At 42.6% G+C, this 23,645-nt stretch carries 23 protein-coding genes; 13 read left to right on the top strand and 10 right to left on the bottom strand.

Annotated elements, in window-relative coordinates; translation table 11 throughout:
* The first annotated feature begins 2 nt into the window (after positions 1-2).
* Positions 3-1,163 carry an AAA family ATPase gene (locus NWE91_07890; protein ID MCW3986309.1) on the top strand — a complete coding sequence of 387 codons (1,161 nt, stop codon included), beginning with the start codon at positions 3-5 and terminating at the stop codon, positions 1,161-1,163.
* Between the two features lie 124 nt (positions 1,164-1,287).
* Here NWE91_07890 and mobB read toward each other — a convergent pair whose 3' ends face one another.
* Positions 1,288-1,809 (bottom strand): molybdopterin-guanine dinucleotide biosynthesis protein B, encoded by a 522-nt coding sequence (gene mobB / locus NWE91_07895; protein ID MCW3986310.1) that lies wholly within the window; start codon positions 1,807-1,809, stop codon positions 1,288-1,290.
* Between the two features lie 69 nt (positions 1,810-1,878).
* Positions 1,879-2,835, bottom strand: a complete 957-nt coding sequence (locus tag NWE91_07900) for a triphosphoribosyl-dephospho-CoA synthase (protein ID MCW3986311.1) — start codon at positions 2,833-2,835, stop codon at positions 1,879-1,881.
* Here NWE91_07900 and NWE91_07905 point away from each other — a divergent pair.
* The 3 genes from NWE91_07905 to NWE91_07915 all read left to right on the top strand — a co-directional run bounded on the left by NWE91_07905 (position 2,822) and on the right by NWE91_07915 (position 5,821).
* Positions 2,822-3,625: a hypothetical protein gene (locus NWE91_07905; GenBank protein MCW3986312.1), complete on the top strand. Its 804-nt coding sequence runs from the start codon at positions 2,822-2,824 to the stop codon at positions 3,623-3,625. The genes NWE91_07900 and NWE91_07905 overlap by 14 nt on opposite strands.
* Before the next feature lie 130 nt (positions 3,626-3,755).
* Positions 3,756-4,769, top strand: a complete 1,014-nt coding sequence (locus tag NWE91_07910) for a hypothetical protein (GenBank protein ID MCW3986313.1) — start codon at positions 3,756-3,758, stop codon at positions 4,767-4,769.
* Positions 4,766-5,821, top strand: a complete 1,056-nt coding sequence (locus NWE91_07915; GenBank protein MCW3986314.1) for a hypothetical protein — start codon at positions 4,766-4,768, stop codon at positions 5,819-5,821. Before NWE91_07910 ends, NWE91_07915 begins: the two co-directional genes overlap by 4 nt.
* A 196-nt stretch (positions 5,822-6,017) precedes the next feature.
* Here the strand turns inward: NWE91_07915 and fhcD are convergent, their stop codons facing one another.
* Both fhcD and NWE91_07925 read right to left on the bottom strand, forming a co-directional pair.
* A complete protein-coding gene (gene fhcD, locus NWE91_07920) occupies positions 6,018-6,926 on the bottom strand; it encodes a formylmethanofuran--tetrahydromethanopterin N-formyltransferase (GenBank protein ID MCW3986315.1) in 909 nt (302 codons plus the stop codon).
* A gap of 52 nt (positions 6,927-6,978) precedes the next feature.
* Complete coding sequence (locus tag NWE91_07925; GenBank protein ID MCW3986316.1) at positions 6,979-7,380, bottom strand: site-specific integrase; 402 nt, start codon at positions 7,378-7,380, stop codon at positions 6,979-6,981.
* Positions 7,381-7,648: 268 nt separating this feature from the next.
* On the opposite strand from NWE91_07925, the gene NWE91_07930 reads away from it, so the two are divergent.
* Entirely contained in the window at positions 7,649-8,611 is a 963-nt protein-coding gene (locus NWE91_07930) for a 6-phosphofructokinase (protein MCW3986317.1), read from the top strand.
* A 503-nt stretch (positions 8,612-9,114) separates the two neighbouring features.
* Here the strand turns inward: NWE91_07930 and NWE91_07935 are convergent.
* The 5 genes from NWE91_07935 to NWE91_07955 all read right to left on the bottom strand — a co-directional run bounded on the left by NWE91_07935 (position 9,115) and on the right by NWE91_07955 (position 11,530).
* The gene (locus NWE91_07935; GenBank protein MCW3986318.1) at positions 9,115-10,092 is read right to left on the bottom strand and encodes an NADH:flavin oxidoreductase; all 978 of its coding nucleotides are present in this window, start codon (positions 10,090-10,092) and stop codon (positions 9,115-9,117) included.
* Positions 10,093-10,312: 220 nt separating this feature from the next.
* Positions 10,313-10,477 carry a hypothetical protein gene (locus NWE91_07940; GenBank protein ID MCW3986319.1) on the bottom strand — a complete coding sequence of 55 codons (165 nt, stop codon included), beginning with the start codon at positions 10,475-10,477 and terminating at the stop codon, positions 10,313-10,315.
* 236 nt (positions 10,478-10,713) lie between these two features.
* Complete coding sequence (locus NWE91_07945; protein MCW3986320.1) at positions 10,714-10,902, bottom strand: hypothetical protein; 189 nt, start codon at positions 10,900-10,902, stop codon at positions 10,714-10,716.
* Positions 10,903-11,117: 215 nt separating this feature from the next.
* Complete coding sequence (locus NWE91_07950) at positions 11,118-11,273, bottom strand: hypothetical protein (protein ID MCW3986321.1); 156 nt, start codon at positions 11,271-11,273, stop codon at positions 11,118-11,120.
* A gap of 74 nt (positions 11,274-11,347) precedes the next feature.
* Positions 11,348-11,530: a ribbon-helix-helix domain-containing protein gene (locus tag NWE91_07955; GenBank protein ID MCW3986322.1), complete on the bottom strand. Its 183-nt coding sequence runs from the start codon at positions 11,528-11,530 to the stop codon at positions 11,348-11,350.
* Between the two features lie 795 nt (positions 11,531-12,325).
* Between NWE91_07955 and NWE91_07960 the strand changes: the two genes are divergently transcribed.
* Both NWE91_07960 and NWE91_07965 read left to right on the top strand, forming a co-directional pair.
* Positions 12,326-12,469, top strand: coding sequence for a hypothetical protein (locus NWE91_07960; GenBank protein MCW3986323.1), 144 nt, complete (start codon positions 12,326-12,328; stop codon positions 12,467-12,469).
* Between the two features lie 284 nt (positions 12,470-12,753).
* Positions 12,754-15,783, top strand: a complete 3,030-nt coding sequence (locus NWE91_07965; protein MCW3986324.1) for a S8 family serine peptidase — start codon at positions 12,754-12,756, stop codon at positions 15,781-15,783.
* 1 nt (position 15,784) lies between these two features.
* On the opposite strand, the gene NWE91_07970 is transcribed toward NWE91_07965, so the two are convergent.
* Positions 15,785-16,993: a methionine adenosyltransferase gene (locus tag NWE91_07970; protein ID MCW3986325.1), complete on the bottom strand. Its 1,209-nt coding sequence runs from the start codon at positions 16,991-16,993 to the stop codon at positions 15,785-15,787.
* Between the two features lie 93 nt (positions 16,994-17,086).
* On the opposite strand from NWE91_07970, the gene NWE91_07975 reads away from it, so the two are divergent.
* The 6 genes from NWE91_07975 to NWE91_08000 all read left to right on the top strand — a co-directional run bounded on the left by NWE91_07975 (position 17,087) and on the right by NWE91_08000 (position 23,602).
* Positions 17,087-17,629, top strand: a complete 543-nt coding sequence (locus NWE91_07975) for a CBS domain-containing protein (GenBank protein MCW3986326.1) — start codon at positions 17,087-17,089, stop codon at positions 17,627-17,629.
* 85 nt (positions 17,630-17,714) lie between these two features.
* Complete coding sequence (locus tag NWE91_07980) at positions 17,715-19,214, top strand: amidophosphoribosyltransferase (protein ID MCW3986327.1); 1,500 nt, start codon at positions 17,715-17,717, stop codon at positions 19,212-19,214.
* Positions 19,215-19,258: 44 nt separating this feature from the next.
* Positions 19,259-20,662 (top strand): hypothetical protein, encoded by a 1,404-nt coding sequence (locus tag NWE91_07985; protein MCW3986328.1) that lies wholly within the window; start codon positions 19,259-19,261, stop codon positions 20,660-20,662.
* A complete protein-coding gene (locus NWE91_07990; protein MCW3986329.1) occupies positions 20,659-21,750 on the top strand; it encodes an HAD hydrolase family protein in 1,092 nt (363 codons plus the stop codon). The genes NWE91_07985 and NWE91_07990 overlap by 4 nt, the downstream gene beginning before the upstream one ends.
* Before the next feature lie 44 nt (positions 21,751-21,794).
* A complete protein-coding gene (locus NWE91_07995) occupies positions 21,795-22,700 on the top strand; it encodes a formylmethanofuran--tetrahydromethanopterin N-formyltransferase (protein ID MCW3986330.1) in 906 nt (301 codons plus the stop codon).
* Positions 22,697-23,602, top strand: coding sequence for a carbohydrate kinase family protein (locus tag NWE91_08000; protein ID MCW3986331.1), 906 nt, complete (start codon positions 22,697-22,699; stop codon positions 23,600-23,602). The genes NWE91_07995 and NWE91_08000 overlap by 4 nt, the downstream gene beginning before the upstream one ends.
* Positions 23,603-23,645: the final 43 nt, after the last annotated feature.

Genomic DNA, 23,645 nt, shown 5'->3' on the forward strand with positions numbered 1-23,645 from the left:
AAATGAGTGCTTCTCAAGAACTTGAAAAAGCAGCGACAAACTACGCGTCCGAAGCTGTTAGATTGGACAAACAAGGCTCAAGGGGAATGGCTATCACGATGTACCAGAGAGCCATAGAAACACTACTAAGAATAGTACACTTGTATCCTGACTATGGCTTAAACAAAGTCTACATACAACGTGCAATGGCATATCAAGAAAGAGTTAAAGTGCTACAAGGCGGAATGCCTCTAAGGCCAGATGTAGAGAAAAGACCTGCCGACGCTACAGAACCTCAAGAAGCTGGAAAAGCAAGCTACGACGAACTAATAATGCAGGAGAAACCTAACGTAAAATGGCAGGAAGTCGTAGGTCTGGAACCAGCGAAAAAAGCCATAAAAGAAGCAATTGTTTACCCAGTTCAGAGACCAGATCTGTTCCCACTAGGATGGCCCCGAGGAATACTCCTTTTCGGACCACCAGGCTGCGGAAAGACTTTGCTGGCAGCCGCTGTCGCCACAGAAATTGACGGTAACTTCATATCTGTTGACGCAGCGTCAATAATGTCTAAGTGGCTAGGAGAAGGCGAGAGGAATGTGGCGCAACTTTTTACATCTGCGAGAAAGTCTGCTAATAATGGGAAACCTGCTATCGTATTCATTGACGAACTAGATTCTCTATTGGGAAGACATTCTAGCGAAGTTGGCGGCGAAGTTCGTGTACGAAACCAGTTTCTTAAAGAAATGGATGGTGTTATTGATAAAGGTAAAAGCTTGCACGCATACGTAATAGGGGCTACGAATCGACCTTGGGATCTGGATTGGCCTTTTATCAGAAGATTTCAGAAGAGAATCATAGTGCCGCTACCTGACCATCATTCAAGGTTGCAGATGTTTAAACTTTACACCAGTAATTTGAACCTGGACCCAAGCATCAGTCTTCACGAATTGGCCAGACTTTCAGAAGGGTTTTCAGGAAGCGATATAAAAGATTGTTGTCAGTCAGCCTACTTGAGAGTCATCGGTGAATTCTTCGAGTCTGGGCGAGTAAATGATAAACAAGCTAAGCCTAGACCCGTAACTATGGACGACTTTCGACAAATACTTGAAGATCGGAAGCCAAGCGTTTCCCTTGACATGGTTGCATCCTACAACAAATGGTTTGACGCTTTTAAGGCACTCTAGTTTGAAAAAATGGCTTCGGGGAGGCATCGGAAAGATTTGAAGAAGTTTGCACCTTACTTATTTAACAGTAAGCGAAACCTCCTTTCTCCCTTCGGCAAATGTCTTCAGATCCCGGAAAAGCCTCTTAAAGCCTAATTTTTTTCTCAACAGCTTCTACAAGTTTTCTTGGTTCTTCAAGAATATCTACGACAGGTACGCCTAGACTTTTTGCTGCCAAAGCTGCAGAACCTGTAAATGCAATTATTAGTTCAAAACGTTTTAACGCTTCTATAGCTTCGTAAAATGTTTTGACAGCTACTATTTTGAGCACTGTTGGTTCTTGTTCAACTAAACCTCCAAAACCTTCAAGAATAACAAAATCAGTGCTGTTTTGGCAGTTTTTGACAATTTCTTTAAGGCTTAGTTTTGTAGTGTCACCTTTCTTAATGATACTCAGTTCTTTAGCAGCAACTATCATTATTGTTTTTGCACCTGCTTGTGCGTGCCGCCAAGAATCTTTCCCCTTAACATCTATTGTGAAGTCTGGTTGAGAAACATGCTTGATAGTGGCAACACGATGCCCACGTCTTGTTAAGCCTTTGACTAGAACCTCGATCGTTGTTGTCTTGCCTGATTTTTTGCTTCCAATAACCGCAATTACAATCATGGGAGAACCAACGTTGTTGATGCACCTAAAAGAAACGGTTTCAATTAAAATATTCGCTCTTGAACGGCTTTACGGGCGATAACCATCCAGAAGGCTTACGGCTAAAACTGCAGATATAATATCAGCAGTTGTACCAGGGTTATATTGATTAGTTGACCCACGCAGCTTCTTATCGAAGCCAGAAAGCTTTTCTCTACCAAGAGTTGTTGCTAAACCGCCCGAAATCAACACTTCATTTGCTTGTTCAGAAATTTCTTTCGCTCTCTCTAAGCCAACTTTTCGGGCGACAAGTGTATCGGGAACTATTGAAAGTATTTTGAGGAAAGTTTGAACTATTGCAGTGTTTAGATTATTTGTTTCCTTGAGTTGCTGGGTGAAATATGGCAAGCCAGCTTCAAAGGTTAAGGGATAATTTTCTACCCATTCTCTTGATATAGAGTCGTAGGATGCTGAGATTCTGAAAATATCATGGAGAGTTATGTTCTCTTCTAGGATTCTTTCCTTTGAGTGGGGGTCGTTCACGTTGAGAGTTGGCGCTTTACCAACTAAACCGTTTGGATTGGCTATGTTTATTGCTTCGTAAACTGCTACTGCATCTAATGACGTGGTTGATTCTACGACTAGTTTTATGTTTTTTCTCAGTCGGGAAATAGAAAGTTCGTCTCTTTCAGCCAACGTCATTCCGGCTGCTGCGGCGATTGGGAAAAGCAGAAGAACTGTGCCTAGCAACGTGTTGTTCCCATGTTGCCAAGCATTAATACTCACCACCGATTGCTTTATAATTTCTCCAATGCCCATTTCGTTTAGGTCAATTTTTTCGTTGTAAATCATGATGCCCCGTTGCGCAGCTCGTGCAAAACTAGGTTCAACGGCTACGGCGGAAGCCAAAAAATGTTCATATCGCGTGCTTTTAAAATTTGCTGTTTTATTAACGTTCCCAGGCTTGTTTGCACTAACTTCTAAGAGGACAGCCAGTTGAAGACAGCTGGAAATGTACTTTGTTGTTTTACAAATGTCTCGCTGCAAGGGACAGGCCTTTCTAAAACGTGGTGCAGAAGTTTTATTAACGTTGTGCAAAAATCTACAAAACAAGGTAATGGTCTACACTGGGTTGTTTAGCATGAGACTGTCAACTGTTAATATCGCTTTAATAGCCACTTTTGCGGCTTTGCAAGCTCTTCTCACAAGTTTTCCCTTTACAATCACAATAGGTGTTTCGGGTCAAATAACGCTTGGCATTGTAGGGGGTTCTCTTATCGGTATTTTGCTTGGCCCAATTATCGGCGGGTTAGCTGTGTCAATAGGGTCTCTTGTTGGCGTTTTTCTAAATCCTGCAGGTGCGATTTTCGGCATTTTCACAGTGATTCCTCCGTTTTTTGGGGCATTTGGAGCTGGTTGCATCAAAATCAAGAGAGGATACGTAGTTGGGGCAGTTATCCTTGCTTCACTTTTGGTGTTCTATGCACATCCCTTTGGCAGGGGAGCTTTCATGTACCCTTGGCTCCATATTGTCGCTATGATAGTTGCCTTCTCGCCCTTTGCATATCTGGCTGGATCAACTTTTAGTTCATCTAAATCTGCAAAGTTGATATTCGGTGTTGCGGTTGCTGCGTTCGTCGGTGTTTTAACTGATAATATAACGGGCAGTGCCTTAGCAATGTGGTATTTTTCGCCGATTTTAACACCAGAAATATGGCTTTCAGTAATGTTTGTTTATCCCGTGGAGAGAATGGTTGCCCTAATTCTGGTAACAATCATTACCACGCCAGTTTACCACAGCCTGAGAAAAGCTGGGTTTACTGATCTACTCGAATAGGGAATTTACTATGATCTTTACGGTTTCCTTTTGGAGAAGGTTCTGCAACAACTCGAAAACAGTTCTCAATTCCAAAGGGAATCAAATATAGCTTTAATTGTTTTCAGTTATTTTCTAACGGAGAGTAGAAATGAAAGCCCGAGAAGGTGACTTGCTTGAAACGCCAGACGGAATTGTCTTTGATGTTAAGGGGCTAATTCATCCTCCCGACAGAATTATTGCTTTTCCCCGTTTCGTTCCAGACCCTCATGGAAACCGCAAACGAGGAGACAGAATTTACAGAAAAGTTTATGCTCTTTCCGAACGCTACGAGCTTCTCAAAGAACGGTTTCCTCAATATTTAGTCTCTGATCTTGTTTTTGGAGAACGCCTCAGTGAAGTCCCAACAGAAGACGTAAAATGTTATTATAATCCAGTTGATCGCCTACGGGAATTTCGTGATTGTAGCGAGTTGGATGAATTAGAAGCTGATGCTTTGTGCTTTGCTAAGCTTTTGCAGAACCACTCAGATATTCCTTGGAATAAATTGGGCATTTCCGGCTCTCTTCTAGTTCAGTTGCATACTCTCAAATCAGATATCGACCCAATAGTCTATGGAGAGAGAAGCTGCTTTAAAGTGTATGAAGCACTAAAATCAATGATGAAAGAAAAGAAAAGCCTAGTGAAAGCGTATACACAAGAAGAGCTAAGAAACCTCTATGGTTTCCGTTCAAAGGACACAGAAATGTCCTTTGACGATTTTGTCACGATAGAGTGCAGAAAGGTTTTGCAGGGCAAGTTTCTGCAACATGACTTTTACATACGATGTGTAAAGGATTGGAACGAAATAGAAGAACGCTATGGTGATGTTGTTTACAAAAGAGTCGGCTACGCAAAAATTAAAGCAACGATTTCAGATGATTCAGAAACCATATTTACCCCCTGTCGCTATTCAGTGGACCACGTACAACTGCTGAAAGGAACATGGGAAGAAGCAGTGTCAGAAATCGCGTCTTTTCGAGGAAGATTTTGCGAACAGGCAAGAGAAGGGGAAACTGTGATAGCTCAAGGAAAAGTTGAAAGAGTGCAAAAGAAAAATGGTGATACATTTTTTAGGCTTCTCCTGGGAGGCAAACCATCAGACTTCATGGTGCTAGAAAGGTGATTCTAAAAGAACGGGGTCTCAGAGACCGCGATTTTATAAGCACAAAAGAAGACCTCCTCTTCTGCGTTGTAGGCCCATACCATCCCGCTGACCGCGTGATTAGCTATTTGAAATACTTGCCCGACCCAGAGGGTAAATGGCGGAAGGGAAAGGACCGGTTTAAACGCATAATGCGGGCATATACAATTCCAAGTTTGCTGGAAACTTTTGACTTTTTAAAAGTCTCCTACCCCAAATACTTGTTTTTCTCTTCGGTCTATAACATTACGATGACTGCTGTTCCACGAGAATATATAACGAAACACTTCAAACCTGAAGAGAAGCTAGCAAGGCTTTTCAGAAAGTCGCGGCTTGACCCTTTGCAAACGAAAGTTGTTCGTTTTGTGTCTTTGCTATCTGAATTAAGCGGTATTTCAGTTGACGATTTTGGCGTCACAGGCTCGATACTGTTGGGCATTCACAATCCAGTCTTTTCAGACATGGACATCACTATATATGGAGTGGAGAGTAGCTACACAGTGAAGGGCGCCTTAACTGGAGTATGCTCAACCGGGAACCTCGGTGTTGGGCGTTTTGAAGAAGAAAAACTCAGGAATTGGTATATAAACAAAACACGTAATCACCCAATCAGTTTAGCTGAAGCTGAACGAATCTACAAACGAAAATGGAACATTGGAGTATTTGAAGGAACTCTTTTCTCTGTACATCCCATGAAGCTGGAACAAGAACTTACGGAGGAGTATGGCGATAAAACATATCATCCCGTTAAAACAGTGACTATACAAGCAGTTGTTGCCGACAGCAAAGACAGCATATTCCTTCCAGCCGTTTATCGAGTTAGAGAGGTTGAGGTTAAAGAAGATGTTGAGGCGGATATTGAAGAAGTGGTTTCCTATGAGGGGCTTTATGACAGTCTCGCAGAGAAAGGTGAGGAAATTGAAGTTAAGGGAAAACTTGAACACGTTATTGATAATCGAACTGGGAGGGAATATGACAGGGTTCTGGTGGGTTCGCCTGAAGGAAAAGGTGGAGAATATATAAAACCGCTTTAGACCTACTGCCGCATTGTTGCCAGGTAAAACCACTACAATTCGAATGCTCAGGGGCATAATCAAGCCTGATGAAGGTGCAGTTTCTATCCTTTCGAGTTGGACTTTATACTCCTTGTGGCATTTGCAGTCATCTTTCTGGTTGCAGCAATAAAAATCCACGAATGCACCATGCAGAAAAGGCTTTAGATATGTCGCTCTAATCTAACTCAAGAACTTCTTTAAGGTAAGCGTGGTAAGGACCAAGCTTTCCGCCATAGTTTCCAGCAGAAATTCTAGCCACGTCGGGCACTCTCACAGCCGCTTTTATCCCTTCAGCCATCGCTTCTTTCACACAATCTAGGTTGAGACCATTGATGACGATTTCGTAAACACACTTGACATCTTTAGGTATCTGCGAGTCTGCCACTAGCTCTTTAAGTTTTGGACAGAAGGGATGGTTGGTGGACGCTTTAAGCTTGTATTTAGTCGAGCCTGCTTTGGAGCCTGACCTGCAGATGCCCCCTGGAAATGGCATTATCACGCCTTTAACGTTGCTACTAATAGCTTCTGCCGCCTTCTCTGCCGCTTGTAAACCAGCTGCGCCGCTCTGAGCCATGATTATGAAATTTCCTCCTGCAATTGCTTTTACAGCTCCAAACTTGTCTTCTACCATAAACTCGCCTTCCATAACTGGAATTCGCCAGACTTTCCTATTCGCCAAAGTGTCTTTTTTTTGGAATCCGTCTCCGAAAAGGCGAAGGCTACGCCCCACCTTCAATCTTCTTTTCGCTTCTGGCAACGCGTCAAAAGCCGCAGCTGTAGGACAAGTCATTATACACTGTCCAATTCTAAGGATCATTTGAGCCTTCAAATCAAACCGTGTTCTATGATAAAGCTGAATCAATACACCTGCACGTCCATCTGGGGTGTCATGTCGTTTTACAGATCCTTCTATTCCAGCTTCTACTGGAGACATGATAATTGAAGAAGCAAAGCCAGTTGCCGTCTTAGCCGCTATGTTTGCCCATTTCTCGTTTTCTGCAGTAATTAAGACTCGCCCCACCCACATACCAAACATTTCGGCGAATGTGTTATGAACCTCTACTGAATGTGTTGGGAAACGCAGAGTGTAGAAGTCTGGTTCCTTATCTGTTTTGACTAAGTATTGAGATAGTTCTTCAGTCAAGTCCTATACACCTCTTTACGTAGAGCCTAACTCCGTCAATCTCATCAAACGGTTCATATCCTAATTCCACGAGCTTTATAGCTTCTTCTTTTGAAGTCACTGCTTTAATAGTATATTGTTCAACCTCTTCCATGGCGTCACTGTTCTCGTAGACTGTCGTGCTTGTTATGCTTCGGTGGCCTAATTTCTTTTGGACGTAACGGATATCCCTTGTTTGCAGATAGAGTTTTGTCGCGAAGAAATGGGGGAAGGTATGAAGATGTATCTTGAGAAAGCTTTTATTCGCGGTTTTCATTGCGACGTGCTTTCTTGTCCATTGAAAGTTGTGTCTCATTCGTTTCTTGGCGTTCTCGCCAAACACGTAGTTGCTGTTTCTGGGTTGACGCATCAGCATTTAGATGCGCGCGCATTGTAGTTTTTTACAATTACAAGGAATCTTATCATTTCCTTTATTTCTACACTTGTAAAAATTCGCGTCGTCGTCGAAAAAAAATTGGGGTTCGGAAGTTACTAGACTTCCGCTAAGATGCGCACAATGCGCGTGCGCCTTAGCCAAAAACCTTGGTTCATCATAGAAAAGCCAACAAAGATAAGGTTAAATTTATTTGTGGTCAGTGTACCGTTTGCTCTGAGATAAGTTTGGCGATTGCGAGGAGTGATTATTGAGGAATTTAGGTGTAGTCACAAGTGGCGGAGATGCGCCTGGTATGAATGCTGCTATTCGGGCAGTAGTCCGCATCGCTTATTCAAAGAATTTTCATGTCTTGGGATTTAAAAGAGGGTGGGAAGGTTTGACAACAAATATGCCTATGACGTTAACCCCCCGTTCTGTTGGTGGAATACTACAATTAGGCGGCACCATTCTTCATACATCAAGATGCTCACAGTTTAGAAGGAGAGAAGGGCTTAAGAAAGCTGCCGAAACTCTTGTCTCGAACAGTGTTGAAGGGCTCATAGTTATTGGCGGTAACGGTTCTTTCAAGGGAGCTTTGGAATTATGTAAAGAAACTGACACGTTAATAGTGGGCATTCCTGCATCAATTGATAATGATGTTTTTGGGACGGATGAAACTATAGGTTTTGACACTGCTGTAAACACGGCGGTAACAGAAATCGACAAAATTCGAGACACTGCAATCTCCCACGAAAGAGTTTTCATTGTTGAAGTTATGGGACGGAAAAGAGGTTTTCTCGCCCTAACAATAGGGCTGACTGTTGGAGCCGAAGTAATTCTGATCCCAGAAGTTGAATATACAAAAGAGAACATCTTCAAAACGCTCAGGGAAAATAGTGCTAAAGGGAAGAAGTCAGGCATAATTGTGGTGGCGGAAGGAATTGGAGATATCCATAAACTTGCAAGGGAAATCGAAGAAAACACAGGCGCTGAAGTTAGACTTAGTATTTTGGGCTATGCCCAAAGAGGCGGCAACCCTACTGCGAGGAGTCGACTTCTGGCTAACTTGTTTGCAAACAAAGCGGTTGAACTATTATCAAAGAAGCGCGGAAACAGAATAGTTGGATTGCAAAGAGGTAAAATCACCAGCATTGAACTAGAGAAGTCATGCAGAACGGAGAAACCTTTGGACCTAAACTTACTCAAGCTGGCGAATATACTAGCAACATAAAATTCCTACAGCCAAAAGAAAAATGAAATTGGTTATGCTTCTACAAAAATGAACCTTAGCAAACAAGGATCTTTAGTTTGAATTTTTAAGAATTATTGTAGCTTTCTGACAATTGCACGCGCGAGAATCTTTTTTGCTTGACTTTCGGTCTCTTTTTCCATGCTTTCGCTCCTCAAATTCTAATGGTAATACTGTCTAAATTTAGAAGGTTTTCGTAGAATCTAAGGAAAATTCATGGTTGATAAGTAGGTTGAAAAACCTTCTAGGTCATGAAATCTTCTACAAATCAGAAAAGAAGCTCAAAATGAAGGAATCAGGGTCTAGATTTAGAAGCTCAAAAACAGCAAGGTTGATGCAATCTTTTTTCCATTGTTGAATATTGTCTTTTTCAGAAATCTTGAGTTTTGGGAATTTTTAGCCTTTTTTTAGTATGTTTTTTAGCATTGACCATGTTTTTTCACCATTGTTAATAATGCGCGCATAAACGTTAAGTGTTGCGCACATCAACTCTTTTTTAAAGTCTTGATAGCGTTCTGTATCCAATCAGGATCTTTCAGGAGTTCCCTACCCACTGCAACCAAGTCAACTTTTTCCTCTTCAACCAGTTTATTCGCAAACTCGGGATCCTTAATCCCTCCAACACCGATAACAGGTATGTCTAAAACTCCCCTGATTTGCTGCGCTTGAGCAACAAAATACCCTTGTTCTCCCTGCAACTGCATAGGTCGACTACCGCATAGACCCCCAGACACATCCAGGATGTCTACCCCCGCCTTCTGAAGTTCTATAGCAAATTTCTTAGAATCTTCTATTAGGACACCATTTGGATCTAAATCGTCAGAGCCTAAACGATAAAGAAGGAGCCTTCCTCCGACTTTTTCCTTCACTCTCTCAACAACCGCCAGGGGAAACCTTATTCTATTCTCCAAAGATTCACCATACTTATCCCGTCTCGCGTTTGCCAAGGGAGAGAAAAATTGATTTAATAGAAATCCGTGTGCCCCATGCACCTCAACACCATCAAAACCTGCTCTCATAGCCCTCTCAGCAGCAAGCGCAAACGTTTCAACCAAATCTTCGATTTCCTTAAGCTTTAGTTCGCGCGCTTCTCTACTACTTGATGGAGCTACGGGTTGAAGTCCAGTGATTTCTTGTTTGGCATGCTTGCCAGCATGATTGATTTGTATCACTGCAGGTGTTCCCATAGAATGGATTTTACTTGAAAGCTTCTCCAAACCTATAATTAAATTATCGTCGTATATTCCAAGCTGTCTTTCGCTCAGCTTTCCTTCAAGGGACACATAGCTATGTTCGATTATTAGAAGACCAAGATTCTTTGACCGTTTACCATAATGTTCAACAAGCTTGTCCGTTACAGCTCCTGCCGTTGTCGCCAAGCCCGTGTGAATGGGAGGCATCACAATTCTATTTTTGAGTGTTAATCCCTTTACATCAAAACAATCTAACAGTCTAACCAACACAAACATCTCCTTTAGAAGTTTTAGAGTCACATTTAGAAAAGCCTTTGGATACGCCACATAGCTTATAAATTCCAGAAAGTCGCAGGGCGTGCATTATTCCCTTCGCCATACGTTGTAGGGGCAGTAGTTCCAACAGTATCTGCTACCTTTAAAAACACGCCCTTTACATTCTGATCTGCTAAAAGGCCTAGATTTCCTCATTACTTCCCGATGAAAATTATCAAGCTGCTTTATCAATTATCCCTTTGGGCGTCCTCTGACATACTTCTTGTAATGGAGTAGTTTCTCTCTTTCTCCCTTTGGCAGCAGGAAAGCGGGGAGTTTCAACTCTTTCTTCTTTGGTCGCCCAATTCCTTAAGGTGGAAACTTGGATTTCCTTTGCCAAATAATCCCCTCCATAACTACTTGGTTTTAAGCGCGTTGTTCACGCACTCAAGCTATCTAAGCTTAATGCACCCCATGATTTTAGTTGAGTAGATATGAGGAAAAAGGTTTCACGTGCAAAAATGCGAATGATGAAAGAAAGGAAAAAATCAAAAAATTGCGTGCATGCGCAACCACTAATACTTGATGACAATAGACACGCAACATAGCCGCACATGTGCCCAAATACTGTCTGCGTTAGTCGTATCTTCCGCCAGCTCTGACGCATTCTGCTTTCGGCCTTTTTGGTTTTGGTGTTGTTCGTTGTTTCTTATGCCTTGGGCATTCTCTCAATCTTATGAGCATCCAACCATGGTCTTCATATTCGCATCCACATTTGAGTTTGACCGTTTTTGGGGATTTCGTCCTGTCATTCTTCTGTGTCAATTAAAGTCTCCTCTTACTGTCTGTGATCTTGATTGTAGCTCTTTCGGTGCTTTTTTGCGCGCATCGTTACATAGATTGGAAAACTATGGAAAAACTGCCAGAAAAGCCATCGAAATCCTGTCATTCCCTAAAAATCGGAAAATGCCAAAGAGGCAATAATCGAGATAGACTATGTATGCATAAGACCGTGTTATCTAATGTGATTTATTGAAGAATTACTCCTCTACGACTTTGACGCTTTCTATTTCTTTGCACCATGGGATTAAGTCTGTTGAAAGTTCTTGGAGAATCTCACCTTCTATCTCTTCGTTTGTTTTTTCTCGGCTTTCTTCAACAAGAGAAATCAGAATCATTACTTTCTTTGTTTTCATTGAAACCCCATTGTGAAACGATGTACTAGTCTTTTTCAGAAAAGTCTTGGGATTCACCTATGACTCAAACGGGGTTAAGAACTTCTTTTCTTTTCAAATTTGATGCCGTGAATATACCAACAGTAATGTTGTCCGATGGAGTCTTTGACAAAGTCTGCGATGCTGACATATCCGTATTCGGGATGTTCTTTCATTAATTGTTCTATGGTTTCTATCATTTCTTTGGGCAGTTTGATGGTTCTGTAATGTCTGCGCATTCTAGTTCACTCAGAGACCTTTAGTTTTTTCTTCAGAGTTAAGAACATGGTGATGAGTTCAAAAAGCTTGTGAAATGATGCTAAATATCGCTAAACTCTTATATTCCGACTCAGAAAAGAAACAGTTTACGTTTTTTCAACAACGAATCAATACATGAGGGTTGATGTGCGTGCGTCTACGACTATTATTGTTTATGGCAGCCTGTAGACGTGCAAAAACGAGAGCTTTCCGGCTCTAATCAACACCCTCTTTTCTTGTTAGATTCTGAATAGAAGATAAATCTTTTAGCTGTAACGTGTCAGTAAAAAACTGATGGATTTCCTCTGAAGAATCAGAACATGGGTGTGGTATAGGAAAATATTGAAACGAGTAGAGAAAAGATGACAAAGTCGCCTTAGCCAACACCCTCCTCTCTTTTTGTTTTCTTGTCCATTTTGTCGTAGCATCAAAGTCTTCTTGTGTTACGAAAAATTGTCCACCTTTTCCCTAGCAACTTCGTTTACCTAGAAGATTTACGCGGGGAAATGGAGAGATATAGCGCGTATCCATTACGCTTGGAAAACAAAGAGAGAAAAAACGCGCAACTTCACTCAAAATGCATGCACTGGGACCTAGTTCGTGTCATTATTCGGAGAAACTCAGAGCCCTAAAACGATCCTTCCCTCTTTTTTTCCTATTCCGAATCCGACCTTCCAACAAGTCTTTTATTGGCAATAAAAAACAAGAAGTGGGGAGCCTTTGTTGTCGGTTGACGATTTCTTTGTAGAGTTGCTGCTGGAGGAATTCAACAGGCAATGAGCGACGGAGACGACGTGAAGCCGGAAAACAAGAAGGACAATTCTACTCCAGAGCCGGAGAGCGTGAACAGGTTGGACACGACGGAGCAGGTGAGAGCTCTTTTCCCTTCTGAACTGAAGAATCCGCTGCTGGATGAATAAGAGTCAGCGAGATTAGCTAAAACAGTGAAGGGAGCCAGAGCTTTGTTGGCAGTTGGCTTCGAATACGTCACCGACATGGAAGGCTTCAAACTGTTCCGCAAAAGAAAGTAGCATCGCCACCTTATGGAATGAAAAAAAAGCTAACAGATTGGGATTAATCAGCGCGTAGTGGAGACGTCTCCCGATTCCTTCCCGCACACTCCCCATTTTTGCTTGCACAAAATAGAAGATTCTTTCAAAAATGATAATAAGCTTGGTGACTATATTGTCGTTGGGGGGAAGGCGTGAAAAAAGTAGTCTTTATAGTAATGCTACAGCTGCTTTTGATCAGCGTATTCACATTTGCAGTAAACATCCAACCAATAGAGACTGAGACCTTAGGATGGGCTGGAGACTGTGATACAGCGACAGATTCACACACACATACGGAATTGATGAATATTTCTCAGTTGTCTTTTTCGCAGATTGACAATTGGAACTTCAATACTATGCGTGTGTTAAGGGCGGAATGGGATGATCTTGTGTCTGTCAACCATGATTATGGAGAGCTTATTGTTGGGGTCGATGGAATTAGCTCAGACAGTTACTCGGAGCTCATAGAGCTAATTAGAAGTAGTGGTGGTGAACTCGTTAACAGAGTTTCTATGCGTGGCCATATTAGTGCTGTTGTTGCCAATATTCCTCAATTGTCAATGTCTACTTTCGTAATGAAGGCTCATGCTGCAGGGCTGTCAAGATATGTCGAGCCTAATGTGAGATTAAAAGCCGACTTCATACCAAACGATCCAGGTTGGCAGATGCAATGGGGGCCACATGCAATAGAAGCAGACTTGGCTTGGAATACCACGGTGGGAGATTCTTCCATTATCGTTGCCGTTATAGATTCCGGAATTGACGCAAGTCATGAAGACTTGGCTGCAAACATTGTTCCATTGGGATTCGATTGGGTAAACAATGATACCAACCCTTGGGATGACCATGGGCATGGAACCCACTGTGCAGGCATCATCGCAGCATTGCTAAACAACAGCTTTGGGATAGCTGGCCTAGCTCAAGTACGATTAATGGCTGAAAAAGTGCTTAACCAGCGCGGTGAGGGATCAGCAGATGATGTTGCGAATGCGATAGTTCACGCGGTGGATCAAGGAGCGGACATTTTAAGCATGAGTCTTGGAGCTTTCGTGGAAAGCACGATAATTTATGCGGCCATAAAATATGCTGATGAGCAGGGTGTGTTGATAATTGGGTCGGCGGGAAATGACGCTTCGGAATGGTATCATTGGCCAGCATCATATAAGGAAGTGATAGCCGTTACGGCCACTAGTGAAAGTAATGATCCAGCTGAATTCACTAATCATGGAGATTGGGTTGAAGTTGCGGCGCCAGGTGTCAACATATACTCAACCTGGCTAGGTGATGAATACAAAAGCTTGAGTGGGACATCCATGTCAGCTCCTCACGTGACAGGTGTCGCAGCATTAATCTGGAGCCAATTCCCCAACATGACTAGAGACCAAGTGCGAGCTCAGCTACGTTACACAGCTGATGACTTGGGCGACCCCACATTTGATGAATATTACGGATATGGCTTGATCAACGCAAGAAGAGCTGTTGAACAGGACCCGCCTGTACATGACGTTGTCTTGCTGCACTGGAAGGCTCCTTACGTCTTGAAGCCATTTGATACAGCTATTTTCAACGGCACTCTGCTGAACTTCGGAACTGCTAACGAAGACAACTTGACAGTGCAGTTGTTGGTTAACGGAACTGTTGAAGCTTCTAAACTCGTTAACAATTTGACAGGTGGTGCATCAATCATGACTAGTCACCTATGGAGTCCAATAGCTGAAGGAACTTACAACGTCACAATGCAAGTAATCCCAGTGAACGGAGAAACAGCAACGCAAAACAATGTGTTGTCTGAAAACCTTATAGTCAGAATCTCAAAAACCTTTGAAGTACCCAATGATTTTCCAAGAATACAGAATGCCATAAACAAAGTTGACAATGGATCCACGATTCAAGTTGAACCAGGAACTTACTATGAACATATTATCGTACCAAAATCAATGACTATTCATGGAGAGAACTCCAACACTACGATTATTGACGGAACCGGTATCAAGTCCGTAATCAAGATATTCGCCAACAATGTGAGTATCAACGGGTTTACCATTCAAAACAGCGGCTCAAAACCGTTGCATGGCGACAGCGGCATTGTCTTATACAGCTCGCACAATAACATCAGCTCAAACATAATTTGGGACAATTACTACGGAATTAGACTTCTTTCTGAGCAAAACACGATTGTCGGAAATATAGTCTCAAATTCTGCAAGGGGCATAAGTCTGGAGGGATCAAATGAAAACATTCTCAGAGATAATCATATGATTGGTAACACCCGCAATCTTGACATAGATTTTCTTGGAGGAACACTTTCAGATTACATGAATGATATAGATGCTTCAAACACTGTAGACGGGAAGCCTGTCTACTACTGGGTGAACCAACACAATAAATCGATCCCAAATGACGCGGGATATGTAGCCATCTTGAACTCTACCTGGATTGTAGTGAAAGACTTGAACCTCTCAAACAGTGGCCAAGGCTTGCTGTTTGTCTCTACAGCTAACTCCACAGTGGCAAACGTGCAAGCCTTCGACAACTTAATTGGTATCTACATGGTCAAGTCGGACGACAATGCAATACACAATTGCATGGTTACAGACAACTTGGTTGGAATTTGGCTAAGTTATTGCAGTGGCAACATAGTCGAAGCCAACACAGCGTCGAAGGGGATGTTTGGCATAGCCCTATATGAATCGAGCTACAACAGCATTTTAGGAAACACACTATTGAATAATACGCTATTACTGGGTATAGGATTCAGTTTAGAGTCAAACTCCAACTGTAACAGTTTTTTCCGAAATAACCTCATCAGCAACTCAATTCAAGCTTATATATTCGACAACTCTGTCAATAACACCTTGGATAATGGTTATGAAGGAAACTATTGGAGTAATTATGCTGGGCTGGACTCTGACGGTGATGGAATAGGTGATTCACCTTATGCTATTGATGAAAATAATACCGATAATTATCCACTAATGAATATTTACTGGAACCCAGCAGACATCAACCACGATTTGAAAGTTGACATATACGATGTCGTTTTAGCCTGTAACGCCTATAGCTCCACTCCCTCTGACCCGCACTGGAACCCTCACTGTGACATAGCTGAATCCTATGGAGTAATAGACATATACGATGTAGTAATGATCTGTACAAGCTACGGAGAAGAATACTTCCCATAATTCAGCAGATTGGAATTCTTCCATAAGCTAGGTCTATGGTGAATTTATCAATGTTTGCTAACTCCGTGTTTACGACTTCCTCTATGCTTTTCTGAAGGCTTTCCAAGGAATTACCAGATTGTAGAACAACCTGCGCGGCAGCAATTGCTGGTTGGTCGATAGGCTTGCCGATTTGGCTGAGCAACCATATGTAAACCTCTTCTAACCCGGGCACCTGTTCATGTACGCTGTTGGCAATGCGATGCGTCAAGAGATTGTATATTTTTCCAACGTGGCTAACAGGATTTTTGCCTGCAGCGGCTTCGGAGCATGTTGGGCGGTTTAAGGGTATTACTCCATTAACGCGGTTTCCTCTTCCTACCTCGCCTGAGTCGGCGCTCTCCGCGCTTGTGCCAAGCACCGTCAAGTAGACGCCGCCAACGCCTCTGCCTTCAGCATCCAACGTGTTCAAGTTAACGTCAACTTCATCGAATGTCACGTTTGTTTTCACGAACATTTGAACATCTTCAAGAATCTCGCTTTTCTTTCTAAAGTAATCCCTCTCATCTTTCACATATTTATCAACAAAAGCTATTGAAATTGTCAAATCAAGCGCGTTGTTCTTTCTCAACCCCATAATCTTCACGTCTTCTCCAGCTTCTGGAAACTTCTTTTTAAACAACGGGGAGTTGATATACCGCTCTGTTTTCAGGACAATTCTTTCAAGTCGGGTCATGGGTGCGTATCCCACAGCGGCTGAAGTGTCATTTGCTCCGAGCACTTTGCCTTTTCGCTTGAAAATGTCGACGAGTTCAGGAGAGCCTGGTTTCAACTCAACTTGATATCGAACATGTTTTTCTGGATCAACGAAGCGTAGGTTGCTTTTTATCCATTCTTTTGCAGCTTGAAGAGCCAGTTCTTTGACTGGTATTGTAACGCCGTTCGCTTCGGTGGTGGCTCTGTCGCCTAGTATAAGAAGCATGGATTCCTTCACTTTTCCTCCGCCGAATTTAGGCTCTACGTCGCCTGCCACTAATAGAGACTTGTCCGCGTTATGGTGCAGGATAAAGCCTACTTTTTTCAAATATTCTCTGCATAGTCTGACAGAGACATTGTCCATAATGGCGTCACATATAGAATCTGGATGTCCAAGTCCCTTTCTTTCCACAATTTCAAATTTTTGCTGTTCTATAGGTACGTGTTTAGAGTGATCAACGAGTATGTTCCTCAACGAGAGTTCACCTTGGCAAGGCTTATAAAATGCTTGAGAATATATATCTTGCGATATCTGCTACGCATAAAAAATAACTGTCGGTTATCAAGTATGATCTTAACAGGTTCACAGTTTAAAAAACTCAGAATCGACGCAGGACTTACTCAACGACAACTAGCGCAGCTAATCGGAATTTCCCAGGCACACATCGCGAAAATAGAAAATGGAAAAGTAGACCCCAGGCTATCAACCGTCAACAAAATTCTTCAAGTGCTGACTGAAGGCGAAGGGAGGAAATGTGAAGATATAATGACCCGAAACCTGATTTTCGCCAAACCAAACGATAAGATTTTAAAAGTAAGCGAAGTCATGATGAAAAAAGCAATCTCCCAACTACCTATAATGCAAAATGGCAAAATTATTGGCACGGTAACCGAAGAGAGTATAATAAAAAATCTGCACATTAACATAGCTGATGAAACAGCGAAAAAAATAATGGACCCGCCGCTGCCGTGTCTTCCACAGGACACCAGTATAGGCATGATTCGCCCATTGCTGGAAGATTATCCAGGTGTCTTAGTTATGCATAAAGGCGATGTGGTGGGCATAATAACGCGGTCTGACCTGCTGAAAACGGTTTCTAAGACTGTGTAGCAACTTACCTTCTACAGTTTACTGTCAATTTTTGTTTTTGAACATGTACAAAATTGATAAATACTTGCATTTGTAACTGGGAGACATGGATGACTCTGTCGGAATGGAATGCGGCGTATTCAGCGCCATTGATTTCGAACGAAAACCCATCTTTCCACATGTTTACTGGGGTATGCGCGCCCAGAATCATAGGGGTCACCAGTCCCATGGTTTTTTGACTTTCGATGGAAAATTCAACGTCTACCGCGGTTTAGACCTTATTCCAAAAGTAAAGAAGAAAGAAATTCAAGCGTGGTTAGTTAGGTTGCCGGGTCATGTTGGTATCGGGAATGTGCGGTATACGACGTCTGGGCGGTTGGATGAGGAGGCGTTGATTCGAGGAACTCAACCTGTTACAGTGGAGACAGAGAAGTTAGAATTGGCTATCTCGTTCAATGGGAACATTGTCAATACTGTAGGGCTAAGAAAGGAACTCTGCCGGACTTTCCCCAACTTTTCTTACGAATGTGATGCTGAATTAATTTGCGGAAAACTTGCTGTCGAACTCATGAATGGGTATGATTTGCAGTCTGCGGTTAAAACTTGCATGGAGGAGGTCGAAGGGGCTTTTTCGGTGAGTGGGATAACTCAAGAAGGTGACTTGTTTGCCTTCAAAGATCCTTATGGGTTGCGTCCTCTTTGCACTGGTCGTAGCTCTAATGGGAATATTTGTGCTTTTTCTTCTGAGACTGTGGGTCTTGACATCAATGGCTTTAACCACGCCTTTGAAGTGGAGCCCGGTGAGTTTGTCACAGCTACCGGAGAAGGGTTTAAGCGTGAGCAACTTGTGGCTAAGAGAAGAAAGGCTCTTTGTGCATTTGAGTTTGCTTATTTTGCTCGTCCAGATTCAAAGCTTAATGGCAAATATGTATATGAGGTTAGAGAGGAATTTGGAAGAAATCTGGGAAGAGAATACTCAGACATAGTTAAAGACGCTGATTTAATCGTGTCCTTGCCTGAAACAAGCGATGATGCGGCTTTGGGTCTTCATGAAGAGACTGGATTGCGCTGGGAGAGATGTACAAGAAGACATCGCTATGTGACTGACCGAGCTTTCATTTTATTGTCGCAAGAGCGTTATTCAACCATAGATCGAAAAATCAATATTGTAGACCACAAGCTTGCTGGCAAGAACCTCATAGTTATCGATGATAGTATAGTGAGAGGCGACACAACAAGAGTCGTCATTGAAAAGATGCGGAAACTAGGCGTCAAAAAAGTACATTTGTTCATTACGTTTCCCCGCATCATAGGTCCTTGCTTCTATGGCATTGACATGGCAACATATGGTGAGTTGATAGGTTCTACACGGGAAACTGAGGAAATAGCGCAGGTAGTAGGAGCAGACTCGTTGAGCTACCAATCTGTAGACCGGTTTGTAAAAGCTACTGGCATGCGGAAAGATGAATTGTGCTTTGGCTGCGTTACGGGTAAGTATCCGACACCTCTTGCGCAGAGACTGGCAAACTGGATGCGGAGAAAATTTGATAGTGGACACAAAGAAACAGGGAGAATTTACGAGATAGATGTTGAAAATCTCGTCTAAAGATAAATAATCCTAGTCTACAAAAGAGTCGAGGGGTAGAATTTATGGAAAGGGTGGGCATTTTAGTCGTTTCCTATGGCGCTCGAGAAGCAGCCATGATAGATGCATTTCAACGTAGTTTAGAGTATAGAACAGAAATCTATGTTGTGGATAAGCAAAAAAACCCTTTCAACATAAAAAGAGCGGCAGAACATGTTGTTGTTCTAGATTTTGATGTAAACAAGATTTGCAGGTTTGCTGCAAGACGACAGAACAAAATTGACTTTGGAATAGTCGGACCAGAAAAGCCGATAATAAACGGTCTAAGAGATGTCGTGGAAAAGGAAACAGGTATACCTATGATATGCCCAACAAAACGATACGCCATCGAAGCAAGCAAGGTGGCGCAAAGATGTCTTTTTGAAGAGGCTGCGCCAGCAGTTAACCCTAGATTTAGGATTTTCAATCCGGAAGAATACAAAACTGAAATTGATGTAAAAAAAGCTGTTTATGCATGGTTGGATGAGTTGGGCAACCAAGCAGTGGTGAAGCCAGATGTTCCAGCAGCAGGGAAAGGAGTAGGTGTTTGGGAGGATCACTTTAACACGCGCGAGCAACTGTTCAACCACTTCCTAGCTAATTATCAACATGGGCAAGTAATAGTTGAAGAGAAGATTGAAGGTGAAGAATCGAGTTTTCAAGCTTTCTGCGACGGGAAAAACCTTGTAACCTTGCCTGAAACCCGTGACTACAAGAGAGCCTTTGACGGAGACAAAGGTCCAAACACGGGTGGAATGGGCTCTTACAAAGACGAAGGCAATCTTTTACCTTTCATGTCAACTGAAGATCGAGAGAAACAAATTGAAATCGTAAACAGAATCTTCAACCTAATGAAGAAGCGGGGAAGCGGTGATGAATTGAGAGGTGTCCCCTTTTATGTTGCCTTCAGTCACACCGCAAATGGACTGAAAATACTGGAAAATAACAGTAGACCAGGCGATCCTGAAATAATAAACATACTACCACTTCTAAAGGACGACTTCGTCGATATTTGCTTCAAAATGGTAGAAGGCAACTTAACGAAGGTGGAGATTGAGAGAAAAGCTTCCGTAGTAACCTATAAGGCACCGCCCTCTTATGGCGGATACATGAACGTGTTCCCGAACAAAGTGAATCACGAAGAAATTAGTAAGCCTGTGAGATTGAAAGAAGCCTACGAGTTGGGAGATAATGTTCGGGTTTATCCCGCTTCTATGGAACTCAGAGACAGCGAAGTTTACGTTCTCGCTTCAAGAGCTGTCGCCGTTGTCGGCATCGCTGATACGATCAAAGATGCTCGCGAACTCTCTTTGAAAGGTATAAGCGCCATTGAAGGCGGTGCCCTTTGGAATAGAAACGACATAGCCTCTAGCGAACACGTTCAAAAAAGCGTAGAGCACATGGAGAGATTGAGGCGTAAGGGCAGGTGAAGAAAGCAAAAAGAGTTTTCATAACAGACTGTGAAGGCCCTATTTCAAAAAACGACAACGCTTTCGAGTTATCCTGCCATTTTATTCCAGAAGGCGACAAATTTTTCACTCAAATCAGCACATATGACGATGTTTTGGCAGACGTTGTCAAACGCGTCGGATACAAGGCGGGCGATACTTTGAAACTCATTGTTCCTTTTCTTAAGGCATCCGAGGTTACGAATAGAAGGATTATGGAGTTTTCCGCTCAAAACATTTTGTTGATGCCAGGTGCAAAGGATATACTGCAATTTGTGAAGAGTAGGATGCCAAGTTTTATTGTAAGCACCAGTTACGAGCATTACATCCAAGTTTTGTGCCGTGCATTAGATTTTCCTTATAAAAACACATATTGTACAACGCTAGACATTGACGCTTATCAAATGGGTAGAGAAGAAAAGGAGAAACTTGACCAGTTTAGACGAGAGATATGCTCGATGCCTTTAATTGAAATCCCTAACAAGGCAACGTTACTGCAAGATTTTTCAGAGAGAGACCAACACACGATGAAGCGGCTGGACAAGATTTTCTGTAGGGAGATCATGCAGATGGAGTCAGGTACTATGCTGAAGGAGATTAATCCAGTAGGGGGGGTAGAAAAGGCGAAGGCAGTTAGAAGCATCGTTGATGAAGCCGGAAGCAATCTGAATAGTGTGATGTATGTTGGCGACAGCATTACAGATGTTGACTGTTTCCGACTAGTTAGAGAAAACGGCGGTGCGACAGTTTCCTTCAATGGCAACGCTTACGCTGTTCGCGAAGCCGAAATCGCAGTTCTTTCAACAAACGCCCTCGTAGTCGCGGCTATTGCTGATGTTTTTGAAAGACTTGGCAAGGAGGTCGTTTACGATTTAGTAGATAATTGGGGATACAAGGCACTAGAAAAATATGGCAGCGACCCGTTATTGCAGGAGAAACTTCAGAACTTGTTCCCAAAAATGTTGCCTAAAGTGAGCAAAATTACTGCACGTAACATGGAGGAACTTGCCGCTGAAAGTAGCGTTTTCAGGAAACTTGTGAGAGGAGAGAATGTGGGACGGTTGGGCTGAGATGCGGCTAAGTTTTATTTATCTTCCTTTCAGAGGTATGTACCATGAAAACAGAGGTTGAAAACACGTATGCAGAGGCTTTCGAAGGACTCTATTGCAGAGTTATTGTCACAGCTGACGATGAAGAGGTTTTGCATAGTGCTGCTGAAGATGCAACTGCGACGCCTTCAATAGTTGTGGGCAGAGTTGAGGGTGGAATCGAAAAATGGTTGATCCCAAAAGAAACGCCAGATGGTCGCATGGGGGCAATCATGCAGTTTTGGGGTGGCATAGACAACAGAAAGCCTGTGCAAAGTTCATTAGAAAAGTTTGAAACTGAACTGTCCTACCGAATCAGACAAGACATCCTCGTAAAACCTTTCACAGCCCTTTTCGACGCCTTACCAAATGCCATAGGAAAATTCGATATGATGGAAAGAGTTGGTCATTGTGGAGATGGGTTTGAATGGGAAGAAAAACGTTATGACCGCCGCGTTATTGTTGTTCCTTTAATGGTGCCAAACTTTGTCATAGAAAGACATCTGGGCTATACGAAGGGAGTTATGGGTGCTAATTTCTGGTACCTGTGTGAAACCAAAGAGACGGTTATGACTGCGGGAAGAAAAGCTCTTGAAGCAATTGACGAAGTTGAAGGAGTTATAGCTCCCTTCGGTATATGTTCTGCCGGGTCAAAACTTGAAACCAAATTTCCGTCGATAGGTCCCACGACTAATCATCCTTATTGCCCATCGCTAAGAAACAAACTTGGGGCAGCATCTAAAGTTCCTGAAGGTGTCCATTTCATTCCAGAAATTGTAATTAACGGTGTTTCTCTAAGTGCTGTGAAGGCAGCTATGAAAACTGGAATCGAAGCTGCACGTAGTATAGAAGGGGTCCGCATTATTTCCGCAGGCAACTATGGAGGCAAACTGGGCAATTACAAGATTTATCTCCGAGAGTTGTTTTTATGACTAAATTTGACGTTGTCGGTTTTGGCGCTTTAAACATTGATAGACTCTTTAAGGTAAATAAGATAGCTGGAAGAGATGAGGAGAGTTTTGTTGTCGAATCCAAAGAATCTTGCGGTGGCTCAGCTGCCAATACCATTGTAGGTTTGGCGCGTTTGGGGTTAAAAACTGGATACATCGGCAAAGTTTCAGATGATCGTGAAGGGCAACTCTTGCTTGACGACTTTAAGAAAGAGAACGTTGATACAAAGTGCATTGTTATTGCAAAGAGTGGACGAAGCGGTGTTGTTATGGGTTTTGTTGACGAACATGGAGAACGATCGCTTTATGTGGCTCCTGGGGTCAATGACACCGTAGAGTTGAGAGAAATTAACAAAGATTATGCGAGAAAGGCTGGATTTCTACATTTGACTTCTTTTGTGGGTGAAAAATCATTTGAAAGCCAGAAAGAAGTTGTTGAACAGCTTCCAGAACATGTCAGAGTGAGTTTTGATCCAGGTATGTTTTATGCTCAGAGGGGTTTGTCTTCGTTAAGACCTATTTTGAGACGAGCTTTCGTCGTGCTTCCTAACGAAGTTGAGATGAAGCTGCTTACAGGCGAAGAATATGAAGATGGTGCTGAAATGTTGATAGCTGAAGGAGTTAAAGTTGTGGCAGTTAAACTAGGAAGGAAAGGGTGCTTTGTAACTGATGGCGAAGAAAGTCATGCAGTGGAGCCCTTTAAGGTAAGAGTTGTCGATACTACAGGTGCAGGTGACGCGTGGAATGCAGGTTTTCTTTATGGCTTACATGGAGAAAATAGTTTGCTGGAGTGTGGGCGGCTTGGGAATTTTGTGGCGTCTAGGTGCATAATGAAGATGGGTGCAAGAACTGGGCTTCCTCAACTCGCTGACTTGCATTTTTGAAAAGTCTAAAATAGATAAGAATTGCCTAATTGTAACTTGTTGG

Source organism: Candidatus Bathyarchaeota archaeon (genome assembly GCA_026014805.1).
Lineage (GTDB): Archaea > Thermoproteota > Bathyarchaeia > Bathyarchaeales > SOJC01 > JAGLZW01.

Excerpts from the sequence above, each read along its gene's own strand:
- NWE91_07890 (MCW3986309.1), top strand. The coding sequence starts at position 3 with ATGAGTGCTTCTCAAGAACTTGAAAAAGCAGCGACAAACTACGCGTCC.
- mobB (MCW3986310.1), bottom strand. The coding sequence starts at position 1,809 with ATGATTGTAATTGCGGTTATTGGAAGCAAAAAATCAGGCAAGACAACA.
- NWE91_07905 (MCW3986312.1), top strand. The coding sequence starts at position 2,822 with ATGTCTCGCTGCAAGGGACAGGCCTTTCTAAAACGTGGTGCAGAAGTT.
- NWE91_07910 (MCW3986313.1), top strand. The coding sequence starts at position 3,756 with ATGAAAGCCCGAGAAGGTGACTTGCTTGAAACGCCAGACGGAATTGTC.
- NWE91_07925 (MCW3986316.1), bottom strand. The coding sequence starts at position 7,380 with ATGCTGATGCGTCAACCCAGAAACAGCAACTACGTGTTTGGCGAGAAC.
- NWE91_07950 (MCW3986321.1), bottom strand. The coding sequence starts at position 11,273 with ATGAAAACAAAGAAAGTAATGATTCTGATTTCTCTTGTTGAAGAAAGC.
- NWE91_07955 (MCW3986322.1), bottom strand. The coding sequence starts at position 11,530 with ATGCGCAGACATTACAGAACCATCAAACTGCCCAAAGAAATGATAGAA.
- NWE91_07960 (MCW3986323.1), top strand. The coding sequence starts at position 12,326 with ATGAGCGACGGAGACGACGTGAAGCCGGAAAACAAGAAGGACAATTCT.
- NWE91_07975 (MCW3986326.1), top strand. The coding sequence starts at position 17,087 with ATGATCTTAACAGGTTCACAGTTTAAAAAACTCAGAATCGACGCAGGA.
- NWE91_07980 (MCW3986327.1), top strand. The coding sequence starts at position 17,715 with ATGGATGACTCTGTCGGAATGGAATGCGGCGTATTCAGCGCCATTGAT.
- NWE91_07985 (MCW3986328.1), top strand. The coding sequence starts at position 19,259 with ATGGAAAGGGTGGGCATTTTAGTCGTTTCCTATGGCGCTCGAGAAGCA.
- NWE91_07995 (MCW3986330.1), top strand. The coding sequence starts at position 21,795 with ATGAAAACAGAGGTTGAAAACACGTATGCAGAGGCTTTCGAAGGACTC.
- NWE91_08000 (MCW3986331.1), top strand. The coding sequence starts at position 22,697 with ATGACTAAATTTGACGTTGTCGGTTTTGGCGCTTTAAACATTGATAGA.